This is a genomic window from Streptomyces sp. CA-179760 (genome assembly GCF_050937045.1).
In the GTDB taxonomy this organism is placed as follows: Bacteria; Actinomycetota; Actinomycetes; order Streptomycetales; family Streptomycetaceae; genus Streptomyces.
On sequence record NZ_JBNJLZ010000001.1, the window covers coordinates 8,047,532 to 8,066,869 of the forward strand.

Below are 19,338 nucleotides of genomic sequence, written 5' to 3' on the forward strand. Positions count from 1 at the left end.
AGCGAAAGGGAAACCCGCACTCATGAGCCGTACGAGAACAGCGTTACTGGCCGCCATGGCCCTGGTCGCCGGCGCGACCGGCACGGCGTTCGCCGTCGACCCGGGCGGCGCCGATGTCGCCGCCGTCCCCTGCACCGTCGACTACAAGATCCAGAACCAGTGGAGCACCGGCTTCACCGCCGCCGTGACCGTCACCAACAACAGCGCCGCCAAGTCCTCGTGGTCGCTGAAATGGTCCTACGCCGGCAACCAGCAGGTCACCAGCGGCTGGAACGCCAAGCTGAGCCAGAGCGGTGCCGCCGTCACCGCGGCCAACGAGAGCTACAACGCCCAGCTCGCGACCGGCGGTTCGGTCAGCTTCGGCTTCCAGGGCAGCTACAGCGGCAGCAACGCGATCCCGGCCACGTTCACCCTCGACGGCGTCACCTGCAACGTAGACGACGGCGGCACCCCGGGGCCGACCGACCCGCCAGGCCCCGGTGGCCCGTCCAACCGGGTCGACAACCCCTATGCGGGCGCCAAGGTGTACGTGAACCCGGAGTGGTCCGCGAAGGCCGCCGCCGAGCCGGGCGGCAGCCGCGTCTCCAGTCAGCCGACGGGTGTCTGGCTGGACCGTATCGCGGCCATCAACGGCGCGGGCGGCAAGATGGGCCTGCGCGCCCACCTCGACGAGGCGCTGCGGCAGAAGGGCTCCGGCGAGCTCGTCGTCCAGCTCGTCATCTACAACCTGCCCGGCCGTGACTGCGCGGCCCTCGCCTCCAACGGCGAGCTCGGCCCGACGGAGATCGACCGGTACAAGACGGAGTACATCGACCCGATCAAGGCGATCCTCGCCGACTCGAAGTACGCCTCGCTGCGGGTCGTCACCACCGTCGAGATCGACTCGCTGCCGAACCTCGTCACGAACACCGGAAGCCGCCCGACGGCCACCCCGCAGTGTGACGTGATGAAGGCCAACGGCAACTACGTCAAGGGTGTGGGCTACGCGCTGAACAAGCTCGGCGACGTGCCGAACGTCTACAACTACGTCGACGCCGGGCACCACGGCTGGATCGGCTGGGATGACAACTTCGGTGCCTCCGCGACCCTGTTCAAGGAAGCGGCGTCCGCCGAGGGCGCGACCGTGGGCGACGTCCACGGCTTCATCACCAACACGGCGAACTACAGCGCTCTGAAGGAGAACAACTTCACCATCAACGACAACGTGGCCGGCAAGTCCGTCCGCGAGTCGAAGTGGGTCGACTGGAACCGCTACGTCGACGAGCAGGGCTTCGCCCAGGGCTTCCGCAACCAGCTGGTCTCGGCGGGCTTCCCGTCCTCGATCGGCATGCTGATCGACACCTCCCGCAACGGCTGGGGCGGCTCGGCCCGGCCCAGTGGCCCGGGTGCGCAGACCTCCGTCGACACCTACGTCGACGGCGGCCGCTACGACCGCCGGATCCACGTCGGCAACTGGTGCAACCAGTCCGGAGCGGGCCTCGGCGAGCGGCCCAAGGCCAGCCCGGCCGCGGGGATCGACGCCTATGTGTGGATGAAGCCCCCGGGCGAGTCCGACGGGGCGAGCAAGGAGATCGCCAACGACGAGGGCAAGGGCTTCGACCGGATGTGCGACCCGACCTACACGGGCAATCCGCGCAACGGCAACAACCTGTCCGGTTCCCTGCCGGACGCGCCGCTGTCAGGGCACTGGTTCTCCGCCCAGTTCCGGCAGCTGATGCAGAACGCGTACCCGCCGCTTTCCTGAGCGGCTGACACCCCCGTCCCCACGGGTCCGCCGGGGCTTCGGCCCCGGCGGTTCGGTGTGCCCGGATTTTTTTGCGGGACCGGCAACAGCGATGGCCTTCTCCCGGTGCGTCGGCGCAGTCTGGCGGCATCCGAGGGAGAGGCTGACCACCATGGCGCACGACCACGACCACGGCCGTCACGATCCTGACCGCCACGATCATGACCGTCACGACCACGGCCGTCACGACCACACGCACCTCGACTGGGCCGCGATGGCTCCGAGGCTGGAGTCCCAGGCGGAGCTGTTCGCCTCGCTGTACGAGCGCGCACTGGGCTGGCTGGCGCACGAGGTGACCGAGCCGGGTCTGATCGTCGACGCGGGCAGCGGGCCGGGCGTCGTGTCGTGTCTGTTCGCCGAGACGTTCCCGGGCGCGCGGATCGTCGCGGTGGACGGCTCCGAGCCGCTGCTGGAGCGGGCGCGGGCACGGGCCGAGCGGCTGGGCGTCGCCGACCGGTTCGGCGCGATCGCCGGTGAACTCCCCGATGTGCTGGAGGAGTTGGACTACCCGGCCGACCTGCTCTGGGCGAGCCGCAGCCTGCACCATCTCGGTGACCAGCGGGCCGCGCTGTCCGCGTTCGCGGCACGGCTGGCGCCCGGCGGCACGCTGGCGCTCATGGAGGGCGGCCTGCCCCCGCGTTATCTGCCGCGCGACATCGGCATCGGCCGGCCGGGGCTCCAGGCGCGGCTCGACGCGCTGGAGGCGGAGTGGTTCACGCGGATGCGGACGGAGTTGCCGGGCTCCGTCGCGGAGACGGAGGACTGGCCGGCACTGCTGGCGTCGGCGGGGCTGAAGCCCGCCAGGACGCACACGTTCCTGCTGGACCTGCCCGCACCCGCCTCGGACCGGGCCCGTGAGTATGTCGTCGGGTCCTTGTCGCATCTGCGGGAGCGGATCCCGGAGGGCTTCGACGCGGACGATCTCGCCACCCTCGACCGGCTTCTCGATCCTGACGACGAGGCGAGCCTGTACCGGCGGGCGGATGTGTTCGTGCTGGAGGCGCATACGGTGCACACGGCGGTCCGGGCGGTCTAAGCAGGGGCCCCCGTCGCCGGCCCCTCACCGCCCCGGACAGCACGACTGCCCGCAGCCGAGTGGCAGGCCGCGGGCAGTCGTAGGGCAGAGGGAGGGCTCAGGCTCCGTTGAACGTCGCCGGGTCCGGGCCGATGCGGCGGTCCTCGTTGAGGGCGCTGATGGCCGCCAGGTCCTCGGTGTCCAGCTCGAAGTCGAAGACCTCGATGTTCTCCTTGATCCGCGACGGCGTCACGGACTTCGGGATCACCACGTTGCCCAGCTGGATGTGCCAGCGGAGCACGACCTGAGCCGGCGTACGGTTGTGCTTCCGGGCGATGGCCACGACCGCCGGAACCTCCAGCAGGCCCTTGCCCTGGCCGAGCGGCGACCAGGCCTCCGTGGCGATGCCCTGCTGCGCGTGGTACTCACGGGCGGCGCTCTGCTGCAGATGCGGGTGCAGCTCGATCTGGTTCACCGCCGGGATGACCGACGTCTCGCCGATCAGCCGCTCCAGGTGCTCGGGCAGGAAGTTGGAGACACCGATGGCCCGGATCCGGCCGTCGGCGTGCAGCTTCTCGAACGCCTTGTACGTGTCGACGTACGTGTCCTTGGCAGGCAGCGGCCAGTGGATCAGGTACAGGTCGACGAAGTCCAGGCCGAGCTTCTCCAGCGACGTGTCGAAGGCGCGCAGCGTGGAGTCGTACCCCTGGTCGGCGTTCCAGAGCTTGGTGGTGACGAAGAGCTCGTCGCGGGGGAGACCGGCGGCGGCGATGGCCTTGCCGGTGCCCTCCTCGTTGCCGTAGATCGCCGCTGTGTCGATGCTGCGGTACCCGGCCTCCAGCGCCGTGCCGACGGCCGACTCGGCCTCGTCGTCCGGCACCTGCCAGACGCCGAACCCCAGCTGGGGCATCTCGATGCCGTTGTTCAGGGTGGTCTGGGGGACCTTGCTCACGAGCTCTCGATCCTTAGGTTTGTGGTCATGTGTACTCCCATCGTCAACGATCACGAGCCGTGATGCATTCCTGACGGGAGAATCCAGACGGGTGGCACACCATCCGTTAACAGGCAGTTCATGCCCGGTAGAGTGCCTCGACCTCGTTCTCGTACGCCTTTTCGATGGCCTTGCGCTTCAGCTTCAGGGACGGGGTCAGCAGCCCGTGCTCCTCGGTGAACGGCTGGGCCAGGATGCGGAAGGTGCGGATCGACTCGGCCTGCGAGACCAGGGTGTTGGCCGCGACCACCGCGCGCCGCACCTCCGTCTCCAGATCCGCGTCACGGACCAGTTCCGCCGCGGACAGCTGCGGCTTGTTCCGCATCGTCAGCCAGTGCTCCACGGCCTCCTGGTCGAGGGTCACGAGGGCCGCGATGTACGGGCGGTCGTTGCCGACGACGATGCACTGGTTGACCAGCGGATGGTCCCGGACGCGTTCCTCCAGCACCCCGGGCGAAACACTCTTGCCGCCCGATGTGACCAGGATCTCCTTCTTGCGGCCGGTGATGGTGAGGTAGCCGTCCTCGTCGAGTGAGCCGAGGTCGCCGGTGGCCAGCCAGCCGTCGTGCAGGGTCTCGTCCGTGGCCTTGGGGTTGTTGAGGTAGCCCTGAAAGACGTTCTGGCCGTGCAGCCAGATCTCGCCGTCGTCCGCGAGGTGCACGGTCATGCCCGGGATGGGCTGGCCCACCGTGCCGAAGCGGGTGCGTCCGGGCGGGTTGGCGGTCGCGGCGGCCGTCGACTCGGTCAGGCCGTAGCCCTCGTAGATGTGTACGCCCGCACCGGCCCAGAACAGACCGAGCCGCCGGTCCATCGCCGAGCCGCCCGACATGGCGTGCCGGATCCGGCCGCCCATCGCGGCGCGGATCTTGGAGTAGACGAGCTTGTCGAACAGCTGGTGCTGCATGCGCAGCCCCGCCGAGGGGCCGGGTCCGTTGCCCCAGGCCTTGGCCTCGACGGCGTCGGCGTACTTGATGGCGATGTCCACGGCCTTCTCGAACGGGCCGGAGCGGCCCTCCTTCTCGGCCTTGCGGCGGGACGCGTTGAACACCTTCTCGAAGATGTACGGCACGGCCAGGAAGAACGTCGGCTTGAACGCGGCCAGATCGGGCAGCAGGGCCGCCGCGTTGAGCTGCGGCTGATGGCCGAATTTCACCCCACCGCGGATCGCCGCGACCTGGACCATCCGCCCGAAGACGTGCGCGAGCGGCAGGAACAGCAGGGTGGCGGCCTCGTCGCCCCGCTTGGAGTGGAACACCGGCTCCCAGCGCTCGATGACGGTGTCCGCCTCGTACGCGAAGTTGCCGTGCGTGATGACACAGCCCTTGGGGCGTCCGGTCGTGCCCGAGGTGTAGATGATCGTGGCGACCGAGTCGGGCGTGACGGCCTGCCGATGGCGGTGCACCACCTCGTCGTCGAGGTGCGCGCCGGCGTCGTACAGCTCCTGCACGGCGCCGGAGTCGAGCTGCCACAGGCGGCGCAGTTGCGGCAGCCGGTCGATGACGGTGGCGATCGTCATCGCGTGGTCCTCGTGCTCCACGATCGCGGCCGTCACCTCGGCGTCGTACAGCATCCAGAAGCACTGCTCGGCCGAGGACGTCGGGTAGACCGGTATGACCTGGGCGCCGATCGTCCACAGCGCGTAGTCGAAGAGCGTCCACTCGTAGCGCGTACGGGACATGATGGCGACCCGGTCGCCGAACCGGATGCCGCTCGCCAGCAGGCCCTTGGCCAGGGCGAGTACCTCGTCGCGGAACTCGGCGGCGGTGACATCCCGCCAGTACCCCGCGTCGTCCTTACGGCCCAGGGCGATGTACAGCGGGTCTTCCTGGGCATGCTCGAAGACCACGTCGGCCAGACCGCCCACCGGTGGTGCCAACGCCAACGGAGGGTTGGTGAACTCGCGCAAACCCCGCTCCCCGCTCCTCAGCGCTTTTGGTTGAGTGACGCTCCGCACAGCGCCGAAAGCTACCCCACCGGACCAGGGTGCGGGAGGGGGGCCGAAGGGAGCGGACCTCTCGTCGGCGCTGGTCAGCGAGGGAAAAAGCGCTCACATGGGGCAGGGTCGGACAGAATCCTGACGGTTGAGTAAGTTTCGGTGGCGTAATCTCCACCGAATCTGTACGACTCCGGGCGTAGTGCGGGACGGCCGGAAAGGGGGGTCTCCTCTGTCAGCGCGGCGGCAGCGGATTCCGTCACTCCGGTTGTCACAGGTCCTTGCGTGAGCTGCGGCGCAGCCGGTCACCGCCCGCCAGGATCGCCGCCGACAGGGCGTCCGCCGCGCCCTGTGCGGAGGGGCGCCGCCGGCCGTGCACCACCACGAAATCGACCTGTCCCAGTTCCGGCAGGCCCGCCCGGTCCGGGACCCGGACCAGACCCGGCGGGATGAGGCCACGGGAATGGGCCATCACACCGAGGCCCGCGCGGGCCGCCGCGACGAGACCGTTGAGGCTGCCGCTGGTGCACACCACACGCCAGCCGCGGCCCTGCCGCTCCAGTGCCTCCAGGGCGAGTGCGCGGGTGATGCCCGGCGGCGGGTAGACGATCAGCGGCACCGGACGGTCCGGGTCGAGCCGGAGACGGTCCGCCCCGATCCACACCAGCCTGTCGTGCCGGACCAGCTCGCCGCGCGGGTCCTCGGGGCGCCGCTTGGCCAGCACGAGGTCCAGCTTCCCCGCGGCCAGCTGCTCGTGCAGCGTGCCCGACAGCTCGACCGTGAGCTCCAGGTCGACCTCCGGGTGGTCGTGCCGGAAGCCCTCGAGGATCTCGGGCAGCCGGGTCAGCACGAAGTCCTCGGAGGCGCCGAAACGCAGCCGGCCGCGCAGCCGGGTGCCCGTGAAGAACGCCGCCGCCTGCTCGTGCACCTCCAGGATCCGGCGCGCGAAACCGAGCATGGCCTCGCCGTCCTCCGTCAGCTCCACCGAGTGCGTGTCCCGCGTGAACAGCGTCCGCCCGGTGGCGTCCTCCAGCCGCCGCACATGCTGGCTGACCGTCGACTGCCGCAGCCCGAGCCGCCGCGCGGCCTGCGTGAAGCTCAGCGTCTGCGCCACCGACAGGAACGTGCGCAGATGGGAGGGGTCGTACATGTCCGCCAGGTTATCGCGGAACGCGATGACAGTGAGAGTGGTATGCGGGATTCCCGATCGCCGGAGTGAGGAGCAGGATGGGAGGGGGCCTCCCCGGCCCCGCACCGCCCGTACGTACCGAGCAACAAGTACCGAGCAAGTGGAGCACCGTGAAACGCCTGCGCCGGCCGCGCCGGATGCCGATCGACCCGTTCATCCTTCTCCTGCTGGCGACCGTGGGAGTCGCCGCACTATTCCCGGCCCGCGGGTCGGTCGCCGACGTGGCATCCGGGGCCTCCACGGCGGCGATCGCGTTCCTGTTCTTCCTCTACGGTGCCCGGCTCTCCACCCGTGAGGCGCTGGACGGCCTGCGGCACTGGCGGCTCCACGTCACGGTCCTGGCCGCCACCTTCATCGTCTTCCCGCTGCTCGGCCTCGCGGCCCGCGGGCTGGTTCCGGTGATCCTCACGGACCCGCTCTACCAGGGCCTGCTCTTCCTCACGCTCGTCCCGTCGACCGTCCAGTCGTCGATCGCCTTCACCTCGATGGCCCGAGGCAACGTGCCCGCCGCGATCTGCGCGGGCTCCTTCTCCTCCCTCATCGGCATCATCGCCACCCCACTGCTCGCGGCCTCGCTGCTCGGCGGCAGCGGCGGCGGGTTCTCCGCCGACTCGCTGCTGAAGATCGTGCTGCAACTGCTCGTGCCGTTCCTCGCCGGACAGCTGCTGCGCCGCTGGATCGGGGGCTTCGTCACCCGCCACAAGAAGGTCCTCGGCCTCGTGGACCGCGGCTCGATCCTGCTCGTCGTCTACACCGCGTTCAGCCAGGGCATGGTGCAGGGCATCTGGCACCAGGTCAGCCCCGCCCGGCTGGGTGCGCTGCTCGGCGTCGAGGCCGTGATCCTCGCCGTGATGCTGCTGCTGACCTGGTACGGCGGCAAGGGGCTGGGCTTCAGCCGAGAGGACCGGATCACCCTGCAGTTCGCCGGCTCGAAGAAGTCCCTGGCCTCCGGACTGCCCATGGCGAGCGTCCTGTTCGGCGCGCACGCCTCGCTGGCCGTGCTGCCGTTGATGCTCTTCCACCAGATGCAGCTGATGGTGTGCGCGGTGATCGCCAGGCGCCGCTCGCACGACCCCCGCGCGCAGGTCACTCAGCCGGAGCCAGCCGCAGCGACACGAACCGCGGTCGGTACAGGGACACGTTCCGGCTGAGCTGGGCCGCGGCACCGGTCGTCTCCAGCCAGTTGACGTCGTAGCTCAGGACGAGCCGTCCGTCGCCGCTCAGCACCGGATGGACCTGCGGGTTGTAGGCGGCCACCTGCCCCTGCGGCAGCGACGGGCTGAACTCCTTCGCCGGCCCGTGCCACGGCCCGGCCGGGGAGCACGCCCAGTACGAAGCCACGGTGGTCAGACCCTTCGTGCCCGTGGCCATCGTGAACAGCACGTACGTGCCGCCTTCCCGGACGACCGAGAACGCGCTGCCGACGCCCCTGCGCTGCCCGTCCCCGAGCACTGGCCGGGGGCGGGCGGCGGCCGTCCACGCCGAGCCGTTCCAGTACCGCCAGGCCGCCGGATCCCCGAGCGCGCCCTCCCGTACGCGCGCCACGTAGGCGTGCGAGGCCGGGCGGGAGGCGGCCTGGCCGTCGTCGCCGCCGAAGACGTACGTCCAGCCGTCCTCCTCGACCAGTGTCGTGCCGAACAGCACACGCCGGGACGGGTCGGGGACCAGCTGCTGGTCGAGCACCTTGACGATCGACTCCAGGCGCAGAGCGGGCAGCGACAGCGTCGCCACCTCGGTCGCGGTGGGCACGCCGAAGACCCACGGGGCCTGGCCGGCCGTGCGCACCCACAGCAGCACCCGGACCACCTGCTCGGAGGAGCCGGGGGAGCGGGGTTCGACACGGGCGGCGACCGGCCAGCGCCACTGGTTCGGCGCCGGGTCGGCGAAGAGCGGGGCGGGAAGGGTGGTATCCAGTCGGCCGTCGCGCATCAGCACGGCCGAGTTGCGCACCAGAGGCGTGGTGGCGTCCCGCCAGGCGTAGGACTCGCCGTGCGGGTTGGGCGGGCCGTACACCCGGCCCAGGAAGGTGTCGGAGAACAGCCACAGCACCCGGCCGTCGGGCAGCCGCAGCGAGTGGGTGCCGTCGCCGCCCGTCCAGTCGTCGGTGCGGCCCGCGTCGTCGCCGTAGCGCGCGAACTCGGCGGTGAGGCCGTCGTCCGCCTGCCAGGAGTCCACCGTCCGTGCCCGGCAGGAGCCGTCGTCGTCCCGGCTCTCGTCCTTTGGCAGGGCGTAGAGCAGGGCGGCACCGAGAACCAGGACCAGCAGCAGGCCGATCCCGGTTCCGGTGCGCTGTCGTGCTCGTGCTGCTTCTGCGTCGTCGGGCACGTTCCGTGACGTTAGTTGCTGCCGCTCACCTGGTCCATGGGCAGCCACAGGACGGTGCCCCTGACGGCCGCTTTCGCGGCGCCGGACGCCAACTCCTCGTCGGACAGCGCCCGGTTCCAGACGCGGACGTCGTCGATCGCCCCGCTGAGGAACGCCCTGCTGTCCATCCGCTGGCCGATGTGCACACCGAACGGGGAGTTACGGCTGACCGAGCCCGGCACGTCCGCGGTGGTGAGCGGCGCACCGTCGAGGAAGAGCGTCAGCTTCCCGTCGCCCCGGCGCAGGGCCAGATGGTGCCAGAGTCCGTCGTTGTGGGCGCCGTCGGTCCACACCGAGGCCGACCTGACGGTCGTCGCGCCCGACCGGGTGGTGATGAGCCCCCGGACCCGGTCGCTCGCGGGCTCCCCGCGCAGCCAGATCTGCGGCTGTGTGCCGCCGATGCCGCCCATCCACAGGAAGGGCTGTTCGCCGGTCGTGGCCGTGTAGCGGAAGAACAGCGAGGCAGTGAAGTCGCCTTCGGCGAGCGGGAGCCGGGACCGGTACGGCAGCCGTACGGCGTCGTCGGTGCCGTCGAAGGACAGCGCACCGCCGCGCACGCCGGTGGTCCGGCCCGCACCGCCGAGCACGGCCGCCGGCGTCGCGGCCGACGCGGCGTCACGGGTGGTCGGGTCGGGGCCCCGGCGCGGTTTCAGCCAGCCCTCGGTGAAGCGGGCGAAGCGGATCTCGTCGCGGGCGTCGACCGCGCCGCCCTCGTACAGCAGGCCCACCGTCGTGCCATTGACGGCTGCCATGTCGGAGTAGCCGGACCAGTCGGTCGTGACGACCGTGCCCCGGTCCACCGTGTCCCAGGTGCGCCCGCCGTCGTAGGAGGAGCGGACCATCATCGTCCGGCGGCGGTCGGGGTCGGCCGGAGCGGACAGCAGGAGCCGGTCGCCGAGGCGTACGGTCGCGCCCTGGACCTGCGGGGTGTAGAGGTCCGGGAGGTCGCGGAAGGGCGTGGCGAAGCTGTCGCCGCCGTCCCGGCTGAGGGTCTGGGAGCGGTGGCCCAGGTCGGTGCCGTCCTGTTCCCGGCCGCTGACGAGGACGGCGCCGTCGGTGCGTTCGGTGAGCGTCACTTCGGACGGCTTCTGCCGGAACGTGCCGTCGAGAGCTATCGGCCAGGAGTCCGTGGCGCCGACCCGCCAGCGGTCGCCGCCGTCGTCGCTGACGATGAGCGCGGCGTGGTTCGCGGTGACCCGGCTGCCGTCCCACGTCTCGGTGTTGACGCCGAACACGAGGCGCCCGGCGTGCTTGCCGCGGGTGAGCTGGATGCCGTGCACGGGGCCGGTGGCGTACCAGGAGTTCCAGTGCGCGGGCAGGATCTGGTCGCTCAGGTCGCGCGGCTTCGACCAGGTCCGGCCGTCGTCGTCGCTGTACTGCAGATGCGGGGTGCGGTCGCAGGGCACGGTGCAGTTCCCGGCGTCCGTACGGCCGGTGTTGTACGTCTCGGCCAGCAGGATGCGGCCGGTCCGGCGGTCCACGAGGGGCGCCGGGTTGCCGTGTGTGTCGCCGGCGCCCTCGGTGACCACCTGGAGCGGCCCCCAGGTGCGGCCGCCGTCGGTGGAGCGCTTGAGGACGATGTCGATGTCGGCCGCGTCACCGCAGTTGAGGACGCGTCCCTCGGCGAAGGCGAGCAGCGTGCCGGTCGTGGTCCGCACGATGGCCGGGATGCGGAAGCAGGCGTAGCCGGGGTCCTGGGAGGCCTTGAAGAGGACCTGCTGTTCGAACTCCGGTAAGGCCGTTGCGGGCCGGGCTTGGGCGGGGAGGGCCGGCGCGAGCAGCGCGGCGGCGGCGAGAGCGGCTGTCAGGGTGGATCTCAGACGTGCGCGAAGTCTTGACGGCATGGTGCGACCTGCCCTTCATGCGTCTGTCGGCTGGACCACCGAGCCATGGGAACGGATATCCGGGCGGCTGATGCGGACAACCGGACATCCCACGTCCCATGTGTGGGGCCACAGACGGTACTTGGACTCACAGACCCCCCACAAGAAGCGTGCGTCAGGGGATCAGGACGACCTTTCCGCGGTTGGCCCGCGCCTCGATCTCCCCGTGTGCCTTCGCCGCGTCCTCCAAGGCGAACTCCCCGTGGACGGCGGGCTCGATCTCTCCCGCCGCGAACAGCCGCCACAGCTCCTCGCGCCACCGCTCGTACAACTCCGGCTTCCCGCGGGCGATGCGGGCCATTTGGAACCCGATCACCGACTTGGCACCCACGAGCAGGTCGTACGCCTGGACGGTGCCGCCGCCCGAGCTGTACGCCACCAGCCGTCCCTCGGGGGCGAGCGCGGAGAGGGCCCGGGTGAGCAGCTCACCGCCGACCGCGTCCAGGGCGTAGTCGACGGGCGCGCCCCAGCTGTCGTCGCCGTAGCTGACGACGTGGTCCGCGCCAAGGCCCCGGACGAAGGCTGCCTTCGCCGGGTCGGAGACGGCCCCCACGACCCGGCCCGCGCCCCGCGTCCTGGCCAGTTGCACGGCCAGCTGGCCGACGCCGCTCGCCGCCGCCGTGACCAGCGCCGTCTCGCCGGGCTCGGGGCGCGCCGCCTCCAGGGCGCCGAGGGCGACCAGGCCGCTGCGGACCAGGGCCACCGCGTCGACGGCGCGGGCACCGGCCGGGACCGGGGAGGCCATGGCCTCGTGCAGGAGGGCGAAGTCGGCGTAGCCGTGGCCGAAGCAGAGGCCCGTCACCCGGTCGCCGGTGCCGAAGCGGGTGACGCCCTCGCCGACGGCCGTGACCTCCCCGGCGATCTCGCCGCCGAGCGGGCCCGGCTCGGCCGCCTCGGTGACCTTGCGTACGACCGGGAGCGTGACGCCGATCGCCTCCGCGCGTACGAGCAGCTCTCCGGGGCCGGGCGCGGGGACCGGAGCCTCCTCCACGAACAGGGGGCCGCCTCGGGATTCGTAGCGGACGCGGCGCATCGCACCTCCGGTGATCGTTGGTACCCCCAATGAAGTCGTTGGGGATCCCAACGGTATAGGACGATCATAGGAAGGACCAACGACTTCTTGGCTAGGCTGCGGCCATGTCGGAAGCCCCTCTGCCCGCGATCCGCTCCCTGCCCAGCTGGCTGCTCGGCCGCGCCGCCGCCCGCGGCCGGACCCTGGTGGCCGAGGCGCTGGCCGAGGAGGACATGAGGATGTGGCACCACGTGGTGCTCTCCGCCGTCCGTGACCTCGGCCCCGTCGCCCAGGCCGACCTCGGCCGCGGGATCCGGCTCGACCCCAAGGACCTGGTCGGCATCCTCGACGACCTCCAGTCGGCGGACCTGGTGCTGCGCGAGCCGGACCCGAGGGACCGTCGCAAGAACGCGGTGTCCCTCACCGCACGGGGAGCCCGGCTCCTCAAACGCTGCGAGAAGGCGGCCCGCGCCGCCAACGACGAACTGCTCGCCCCGCTGTCGGTGGCCGAACGCGAGCAGTTCACGGGCATGCTGCTGCGGATATCCGGTGTGGCCGACTGAGATGACGGCAGGCCGAGACGGGGCCCCTGCGGCGCAGGGGGCGCTCCCCGCCGGTCGGGGCCCCGCCGCCGTGTAGCGGAGGAACCTGTTCAGCCCTGGGCGGCCGCCGCCCGCAGGGCGATCCGGTCCTCTCCCGCGTACACGTTCATGGAACCGCCCCGCAGAAAGCCCACCAGCGTCAGGCCGGTCTCGGCGGCCAGATCCACTGCCAGCGAGGACGGCGCCGACACCGCCGCCAGCATCGGCAGGCCGGCCATCACGGCCTTCTGCGCCAGCTCGAAGGAGGCCCGGCCCGAGACGAGCAGGATCGTCCGCGACAGCGGCAGGTCCCCGTTCTGCAGAGCCCGGCCGACCAGCTTGTCGACCGCGTTGTGCCGGCCCACGTCCTCGCGGACGTCCAGCAGCTCCCCGTCCTCCGAGAAGAGGGCCGCCGCGTGCAGGCCCCCGGTCCGGTCGAAGACCCGCTGGGCCGCGCGCAGCCGGTCGGGCAGGCTCGCCAGCAGCTCCGGGGTGACCCGGACCGGGGGAGTGTCGGCGATGGGCCAGCGGGCCGTAGTCCGTACGGCGTCCAGTGACGCCTTGCCGCACAGGCCGCAGGAGGAGGTGGTGTAGACGTTCCGCTCCAGCGTGATGTCGGGGATCACCACGTCCGGGGCGGTCTTGACGTCGACGATGTTGTACGTGTTCGACCCCTCGACCGTGGCCCCGGCGCAGTAGACGATGTTCTGGAGGTCCCGCTGCTCGCCCAGCACCCCCTCGCTCACCAGGAAGCCCGCCGCCAGCGCGAAGTCGTCGCCCGGGGTGCGCATGGTGATCGCCAGCGGCTTGCCGTTGAGCCGGATCTCCAGGGGTTCCTCCGCGACGAGCGTGTCCGGGCGGCTGGAGACCACCCCGTCCCGGATGCGGAGCACCTTGCGTCGTTCCGTGACTCGTCCCATGTCCTGATCAGCCCCGGTTCTGTACGTGCTGGTAGCCGAAGCGGCCCTTGATGCAGAGATTGCCGTGGGTCACCGGGTTGTCGTGCGGTGAGGTGACCTTCACGATCTCATTGTCCTGCACATGGAGCGTCAGGTTGCAGCCCACTCCGCAGTACGCGCACACCGTGGTCGTCTCCGTCTGGCGCGACTCCTCCCACGTACCCGCCGCGCGCATGTCGAACTCGGACTTGAAGGACAGCGCGCCCGTCGGGCACACCTCGATGCAGTTCCCGCAGTACACGCACGCCGAGTCGGTCAGCGGCGCGTCGTGCTCCACGGCGATCCGGGCGTCGAAACCGCGCCCGGCGACCGAGATCGCGAAGGTGTTCTGCCACTGGTCGCCGCAGGCGTCGACGCACTTGTAGCAGAGGATGCACTTGTCGTAGTCGCGCACATACAGGTCGTTGTCGACCTTCGGCTCCTCGTTGAGCCGGGCCGCCTCAGGGCCGAAGCGGTCCGGCTTCGCCTCGTACTCCTTGAGCCACTCGGCGACCTTCGGCGTCGTCGACAGGTCCACGGAGGACGCCAGCAGCTCGAGGACGATCTTCCGGCTGTGCCGGGCCCGTTCGGTGTCCGTGCGCACCTCCATACCGGGCTCGGCCTTGCGGGAGCAGGCCGGGACGAGGGTCCTGGCCCCCTCCACCTCGACGACGCAGACGCGGCAGGCGTTCTTGGGCCGGAGCGTGTCGCCCTCGCACAGGGTCGGGACGTCCTTCCCGGCGGCCCGGCAGGCGTCGAGGATCGTCGAGCCCTCGGGAGCCCGCACCGGCTCCCCGTCGAGCGTGAACTCCAGCAGACGGCGCGGGATCCCCAGCGGTGTGACGGTCATTCGTACGCCCCCAGACGGTCGATGGCGGATTCCACGGCGTTCCACGCGGTCTGCCCGAGACCGCAGATCGAGGCGTCGCGCATCGCGCGGCCCACCTCCCGCAGCAGCGCGATGTCCCCGGCGGCGTCGGCGCCGGTGCGCTCCACGATCCGGTGCAGCGCCTCCTCCTGCCGCACGGTCCCGACCCGGCACGGCACGCACTGCCCGCACGACTCGTCCCGGAAGAACTCCGCGATGCGCAGCAGCAGCCGGGGCAGGGGCACCGTGTCGTCGAAGGCCATCACGACCCCCGAGCCGAGTGTCGTGCCCGCCTCCCGCGTCCCCTCGAAGGTGAGCGGGATGTCCAGCTCGTCGGCCCGGACGAAACCGCCCGCCGCCCCGCCGAGCAGCACCGCCCGCAGCCCCTCCCGCACTCCGGCGAGCCCGAGCAGATCGCCCAGCGTCGCGCCGAACGGCAGCTCGTAGACACCGGGCCGCTCCACACTCCCCGAGACGCAGTACAGCTTCGGTCCGGTGGACCTGTCCGTGCCGATCGCCGCGTAGGCCGGGGCGCCGATGGTGAGGATCGGCAGGACGTTGACCAGCGTCTCGACGTTGTTCTCCACCGTGGGCTTGCCGAACAGGCCCTTCTCCACGGGGAACGGCGGCTTCGAGCGGGGCTCGCCCCGGTAGCCCTCGATGGAGTTGAACAGGGCCGTCTCCTCACCGCAGATGTAGGCGCCCGCGCCGCGCCGGATCTCGATGTCGAAGGCGTAGCCCTGGCCGAGGATGTCGTCACCGAGCAGTCCACGCGCGCGTGCCTGCGCGATCGCGTGCTCCAGCCGGCGCAGGGCGCGCGGGTACTCGCCGCGCAGATAGAGGTGGCCGCGGTGGGCGCCGGTCGCGTACGCGGCGATCGTCATCGCCTCGACCAGCGCGTACGGGTCGCCCTCCATGAGCACGCGGTCCTTGAAGGTGCCCGGCTCGGACTCGTCGGCGTTGCAGACGAGGTAGTGCGGATGATCCGGCTGGGACGCCGTGGCCTGCCACTTGCGGCCGGTCGGGAAGGCGGCACCGCCGCGCCCGACCAGGCCCGAGTCGGTGACCTCGCGGATGACCCCGGCCGGGCCCAGCTCGAAGGCCCGGCGCAGGGCGGTGTAGCCGCCGTGGGCGCGGTAGTCGTCGAGGGAGGCGGGGTCGACCACGCCGACGCGGTGGAGCAGCATCAGACCGTCCTGCCCGGCCTGCGGCACCGCCAGGGCGGCGGGCGGCTCCTCCGGCGCCGAGTCCGGCGCACTCGCGGCGAGGACGGCCTCTTCGACGGTCGCCGGCGCCGACACCGCCGTACGCACGGGATCCCCGGCCCTGATCGCGAGCGCGGCCGGGGCCCGCTCGCACAGGCCCAGACATGGGCTGCGCTCGACCGACACACCGCTGCCGGGACCGAGCCGCGCCTCGATCCCGGCACACAGCTCCGGCGCCCCGGCCGCCGCGCACGCCAGGTCCGTGCACACCTGGAGCACGGTCGCCGGACGCGGCTTGACCGAGAACATGGCGTAGAAGGTGGCGACCCCGTAGGCCTCCGCCGGCGGCACCGTCAGCCGCCGGCACAGGTAGTCGAGGGCGCCGTCGCTGATCCAGCCGATCCGGTCGTTGACGGCGTGCAGCCCCGGCAGCAGCAGGTCGCGGCGGTCCCGGGCCTCGCGTCCGCCCCGCGCCCACCTCAGATCGGCGTCGGAACGGTCGGCGCCCTCCCAGGAGGACTCCGGAGGCCCGAGAAGGGCGTCGACGGCCGCCCGTTCCTCGTCCGTCGGCTTGCTGTCACCGAAGTGCAGGTCCACAGTGCGTCACCCCACGATGGTCGCGATGGGCAGCTTCTCGATCCGGATCGCCGACGCCTTGAACTCCGCCGTCCCCGCGATCGGGCAGTTCGCCTCGATCGTCAGTGAGTTGGTGTCCACCTCGTCGGGGAAGTGCATGGTCATGAAGGCGAGCCCGGGTCGCAGCGCGGTGTCCACCCACACCGGCGCGGTCACCGACCCGCGTCGCGAGGTGACCTGCACCTGCTCACCGACCACGACCCCGTAGCGCTCGGCGTCCTCCGGGCACAGCTCGATGAACTCGCCGCGCCTGAGCGGCGAGGCGTAACCACCGCTCTGCACACCGGTGTTGTAGGAATCCAGCCGCCGTCCGGTGGTCAGCCGGATCGGGTACCGCTCGTCGGTGAGGTCCACGGGCGGGTCGTGCTGCACGATCCCGAAGGGCGCGAGCCGACCGCGTGCCGAGGGGTCGGACTCCCACAACCGGCCGTGCAGATAGGTCGGTTCGAGCTGCTCCGTGCTCGGGCACGGCCACTGGATGCCCTGGTGCTCCTCCAGACGCTCGTACGTCATGCCGTAGTGGTCGGGCGAGATCGACCTCAACTCGTTCCACACGGTCTCGGCGTCGGCGTACTTCCAGTCGTGGCCGAGGCGGGCCGCGAGGTCGCAGAGGATGTCGATGTCCTCGCGGGCCTCGCCGGGCGGGGTGACGGCCCTGCGGACGCGCTGCACCCGCCGCTCGCTGTTGGTGGTCGTGCCCTCGGTCTCCGCCCAGCCGGCGGTGGCCGGCAGGACGACATCGGCGAGTTCGGCCGTCTTCGTGAGGAAGATGTCCTGGACGACGAGGAAGTCCAGGGCCTTGAGGCGCCGTACGGCCTGCTCGCTGTCGGCCTCCGACTGGGCCGGGTTCTCGCCGATGCAGTAGACGGCCTTGAGACCGCCGTCCTCCATCGCCTCGAACATCTCCGTGAGGTTCAGGCCGTAGTGCGGCTGGATGACGGTGGCCCAGGCCGACTCGAACTTCAGCCGGGTGTCCGGGTCCAGGATGTCCTGGAAGCCCGGCAGCCGGTTGGGGATCGCGCCCATGTCCCCGCCGCCCTGCACGTTGTTCTGCCCGCGCAGGGGCTGCAGGCCCGAGCCGTACCGGCCGACATGACCGGTGAGCAGGGACAGGTTGATCAGCGCGCGGACGTTGTCGGTGCCGTTGTGGTGCTCGGTGATGCCGAGAGTCCAGCACAGCTGGGCGCGTTCGGCACGGGCGTAGGCGTGCGCCAGCTCGCGGACGGCGGCGGCCGGTACGCCCGTCACCTTCTCGGCGAGCGACAGCGTCCACGGCTCGACCAGCGCCCTGTACTCCTCGAAGCCGGTGGTCGCCCGCTCGATGAACGCCTCGTTGGCTAGGCCCGCGTGGATGATCTCGCGGCCGATCGCGTGCGCCATCGGGATGTCGGTGCCGACGTTGAGTCCGAGCCAGCTCTCCGCCCACTCGGCGGTCGAGGTCCGGCGCGGATCGACCGCGTACATCCGGGCCCCGTTCCTGATCCCCTTCAGCACGTGCTGGAAGAAGATCGGGTGCGCGAAGCGGGCGTTGGAGCCCCACATCACGACGAGGTCCGTGTGCTCGATCTCCTCGTACGACGACGTCCCGCCGCCCGAACCGAACGCCGCCGACAGACCGGCCACGCTCGGGGCGTGACAGGTGCGGTTGCAGGAGTCGACGTTGTTGGTGCCCATGACGACCCGGGCGAACTTCTGCGCCACGTAGTTCATCTCGTTGGTGGCGCGGGCGCAGCTGAACATGCCGAAGGCGTCACGGTTGCGCCCGAGGCCCCGGGCGGCCCGGTCCAGCGCCTCCTCCCAGCTCGCCCGCCGGAAGGGCTCGTCACGGGAGTCCCGGACGAGCGGGTGCGTCAGCCGGTTGTAGGTCTTGGGTTGGCGTTTCCTCATGCGGCGCTCCTCAGCGCGAGCAGGTCCGAGATGGCGTGCACGGTGCGCAGGGTGGGCACCTCCACGCCGGTGATCTCCGCCAGCTCGACGACCGCCGCGAGGAGTACGTCGAGCTCGAGCGGCTTGCCGCGCTCCAGGTCCTGGAGCGTGGAGGTGCGGTGATCGCCGACCCGCTCGGCGCCCGCGAGCCGGCGCTCGATGGAGACGCCGACCTCGCAGCCGAGGGCCTCGGCGACCGCGAGCGTCTCGGTCATCATGATCTCGATGACCCGGCGGGTGCCGCCGTGCAGGCACATCTGCCGCATGGTCGCGCGGGCCAGCGCGCTGATCGGGTTGAAGGAGATGTTGCCGAGCAGCTTGACCCAGATGTCGTCCCGCAGATCGGGCTCCACCGGGCACTTGAGCCCACCGGCCCGCATCGCGTCGCTGAAGGCGAGACAGCGTGCCGAGAGGCTGCGGTCGGGCTCACCGATGGAGAACCGCGTGCCTTCCAAGTGCCGTACGACGCCCGGCCCTTCGAGCTCGGTCGCCGCGTAGACGACACATCCGACGGCCCGTTCGGGCGCGAGCACCGCACTGACCGCGCCGTCCGGGTCCACACTCTCGACGCGGTGGCCGTCGTACGGGCCGCCGTGCCGGTGGAAGTACCACCAGGGGATGCCGTTCTGGGCCGCGACGACCGCCGTCGTCCCGTGCAGCAACGGCGCGATCAGCGGCCCGCACGCCGCGTACGCGTTGGCCTTCAGGCCCAGGAAGACGTAGTCGACCGGGCCCACTTCGGCCGGGTCGTCGGTGGCGTGAGGGCGCGCGGTGAAACCGCCGCGTGGGCTGCGCACCCGGACTCCGTGCTGCCTCATGGCCGCCAGATGCGGTCCACGGGCGATGAGATGCACCTCGGCACCCGCGCGGTGGAGCGCGGCGCCGACGTAGGCGCCGATGGCACCGGCGCCGAGAACTGCGACTTTCACGGGAACACTCCGTTCGGTTTGAGGGATACCGCGGAGGTGTGGCCGCCGTACGACCGCTCAGAAACGCGCCGTGCGGCTTGTGTCG

At 71.1% G+C, this 19,338-nt stretch carries 15 protein-coding genes; 4 read left to right on the plus strand and 11 right to left on the minus strand.

Annotated elements, in window-relative coordinates; translation table 11 throughout:
- Positions 1-22: 22 nt before the first annotated feature.
- Both ACQEV8_RS36495 and ACQEV8_RS36500 read left to right on the plus strand, forming a co-directional pair.
- A complete protein-coding gene (locus ACQEV8_RS36495; RefSeq protein ID WP_432969276.1) occupies positions 23-1,744 on the plus strand; it encodes a glycoside hydrolase family 6 protein in 1,722 nt (573 codons plus the stop codon).
- A 151-nt stretch (positions 1,745-1,895) separates the two neighbouring features.
- A complete protein-coding gene (locus ACQEV8_RS36500; protein ID WP_432969279.1) occupies positions 1,896-2,819 on the plus strand; it encodes a class I SAM-dependent methyltransferase in 924 nt (307 codons plus the stop codon).
- Between the two features lie 97 nt (positions 2,820-2,916).
- Here ACQEV8_RS36500 and ACQEV8_RS36505 read toward each other — a convergent pair whose 3' ends face one another.
- From ACQEV8_RS36505 to ACQEV8_RS36515, 3 genes are all read right to left on the minus strand, one after another.
- Positions 2,917-3,708, minus strand: a complete 792-nt coding sequence (locus tag ACQEV8_RS36505) for an aldo/keto reductase (protein WP_432973256.1) — start codon at positions 3,706-3,708, stop codon at positions 2,917-2,919.
- 160 nt (positions 3,709-3,868) lie between these two features.
- Complete coding sequence (locus tag ACQEV8_RS36510; RefSeq protein WP_432969282.1) at positions 3,869-5,695, minus strand: AMP-dependent synthetase/ligase; 1,827 nt, start codon at positions 5,693-5,695, stop codon at positions 3,869-3,871.
- Positions 5,696-5,993: 298 nt separating this feature from the next.
- Complete coding sequence (locus ACQEV8_RS36515; protein WP_432969285.1) at positions 5,994-6,872, minus strand: LysR substrate-binding domain-containing protein; 879 nt, start codon at positions 6,870-6,872, stop codon at positions 5,994-5,996.
- Between the two features lie 176 nt (positions 6,873-7,048).
- Between ACQEV8_RS36515 and ACQEV8_RS36520 the strand changes: the two genes are divergently transcribed.
- Positions 7,049-8,062, plus strand: coding sequence for a bile acid:sodium symporter family protein (locus tag ACQEV8_RS36520; RefSeq protein WP_432973259.1), 1,014 nt, complete (start codon positions 7,049-7,051; stop codon positions 8,060-8,062).
- Here the strand turns inward: ACQEV8_RS36520 and ACQEV8_RS36525 are convergent.
- From ACQEV8_RS36525 to ACQEV8_RS36535, 3 genes are all read right to left on the minus strand, one after another.
- A complete protein-coding gene (locus tag ACQEV8_RS36525; protein WP_432969288.1) occupies positions 7,998-9,236 on the minus strand; it encodes a DUF4185 domain-containing protein in 1,239 nt (412 codons plus the stop codon). The two genes, ACQEV8_RS36520 and ACQEV8_RS36525, sit on opposite strands and share 65 nt — an antisense overlap.
- A gap of 11 nt (positions 9,237-9,247) precedes the next feature.
- The gene (locus ACQEV8_RS36530) at positions 9,248-11,119 is read right to left on the minus strand and encodes an exo-alpha-sialidase (RefSeq protein ID WP_432969291.1); all 1,872 of its coding nucleotides are present in this window, start codon (positions 11,117-11,119) and stop codon (positions 9,248-9,250) included.
- Positions 11,120-11,273: 154 nt separating this feature from the next.
- Positions 11,274-12,191 (minus strand): quinone oxidoreductase family protein, encoded by a 918-nt coding sequence (locus tag ACQEV8_RS36535; protein ID WP_432969294.1) that lies wholly within the window; start codon positions 12,189-12,191, stop codon positions 11,274-11,276.
- A gap of 104 nt (positions 12,192-12,295) precedes the next feature.
- Here ACQEV8_RS36535 and ACQEV8_RS36540 point away from each other — a divergent pair, with 104 nt between their 5' ends.
- Positions 12,296-12,733, plus strand: a complete 438-nt coding sequence (locus ACQEV8_RS36540) for a MarR family winged helix-turn-helix transcriptional regulator (RefSeq protein ID WP_432969297.1) — start codon at positions 12,296-12,298, stop codon at positions 12,731-12,733.
- Positions 12,734-12,822: 89 nt separating this feature from the next.
- Here the strand turns inward: ACQEV8_RS36540 and fdhD are convergent, their stop codons facing one another.
- The 5 genes from fdhD to ACQEV8_RS36565 are packed head-to-tail and all read right to left on the minus strand — an operon-like array spanning position 12,823 to position 19,253.
- Positions 12,823-13,671 (minus strand): formate dehydrogenase accessory sulfurtransferase FdhD, encoded by an 849-nt coding sequence (fdhD, locus tag ACQEV8_RS36545; RefSeq protein WP_432969300.1) that lies wholly within the window; start codon positions 13,669-13,671, stop codon positions 12,823-12,825.
- A 7-nt stretch (positions 13,672-13,678) separates the two neighbouring features.
- The gene (locus ACQEV8_RS36550) at positions 13,679-14,539 is read right to left on the minus strand and encodes a 2Fe-2S iron-sulfur cluster-binding protein (RefSeq protein WP_432969303.1); all 861 of its coding nucleotides are present in this window, start codon (positions 14,537-14,539) and stop codon (positions 13,679-13,681) included.
- Positions 14,536-16,359 (minus strand): NAD(P)H-dependent oxidoreductase subunit E, encoded by a 1,824-nt coding sequence (locus ACQEV8_RS36555; protein ID WP_432969307.1) that lies wholly within the window; start codon positions 16,357-16,359, stop codon positions 14,536-14,538. The genes ACQEV8_RS36550 and ACQEV8_RS36555 overlap by 4 nt, the downstream gene beginning before the upstream one ends.
- Before the next feature lie 6 nt (positions 16,360-16,365).
- On the minus strand, positions 16,366-18,285 hold the full coding sequence (locus ACQEV8_RS36560; protein WP_432969310.1) for a molybdopterin oxidoreductase family protein: 1,920 nt from the start codon (positions 18,283-18,285) through the stop codon (positions 16,366-16,368).
- On the minus strand, positions 18,282-19,253 hold the full coding sequence (locus ACQEV8_RS36565) for a 2-dehydropantoate 2-reductase (RefSeq protein WP_432969313.1): 972 nt from the start codon (positions 19,251-19,253) through the stop codon (positions 18,282-18,284). Before ACQEV8_RS36565 ends, ACQEV8_RS36560 begins: the two co-directional genes overlap by 4 nt.
- Between the last annotated feature and the right edge of the window lie 85 nt (positions 19,254-19,338).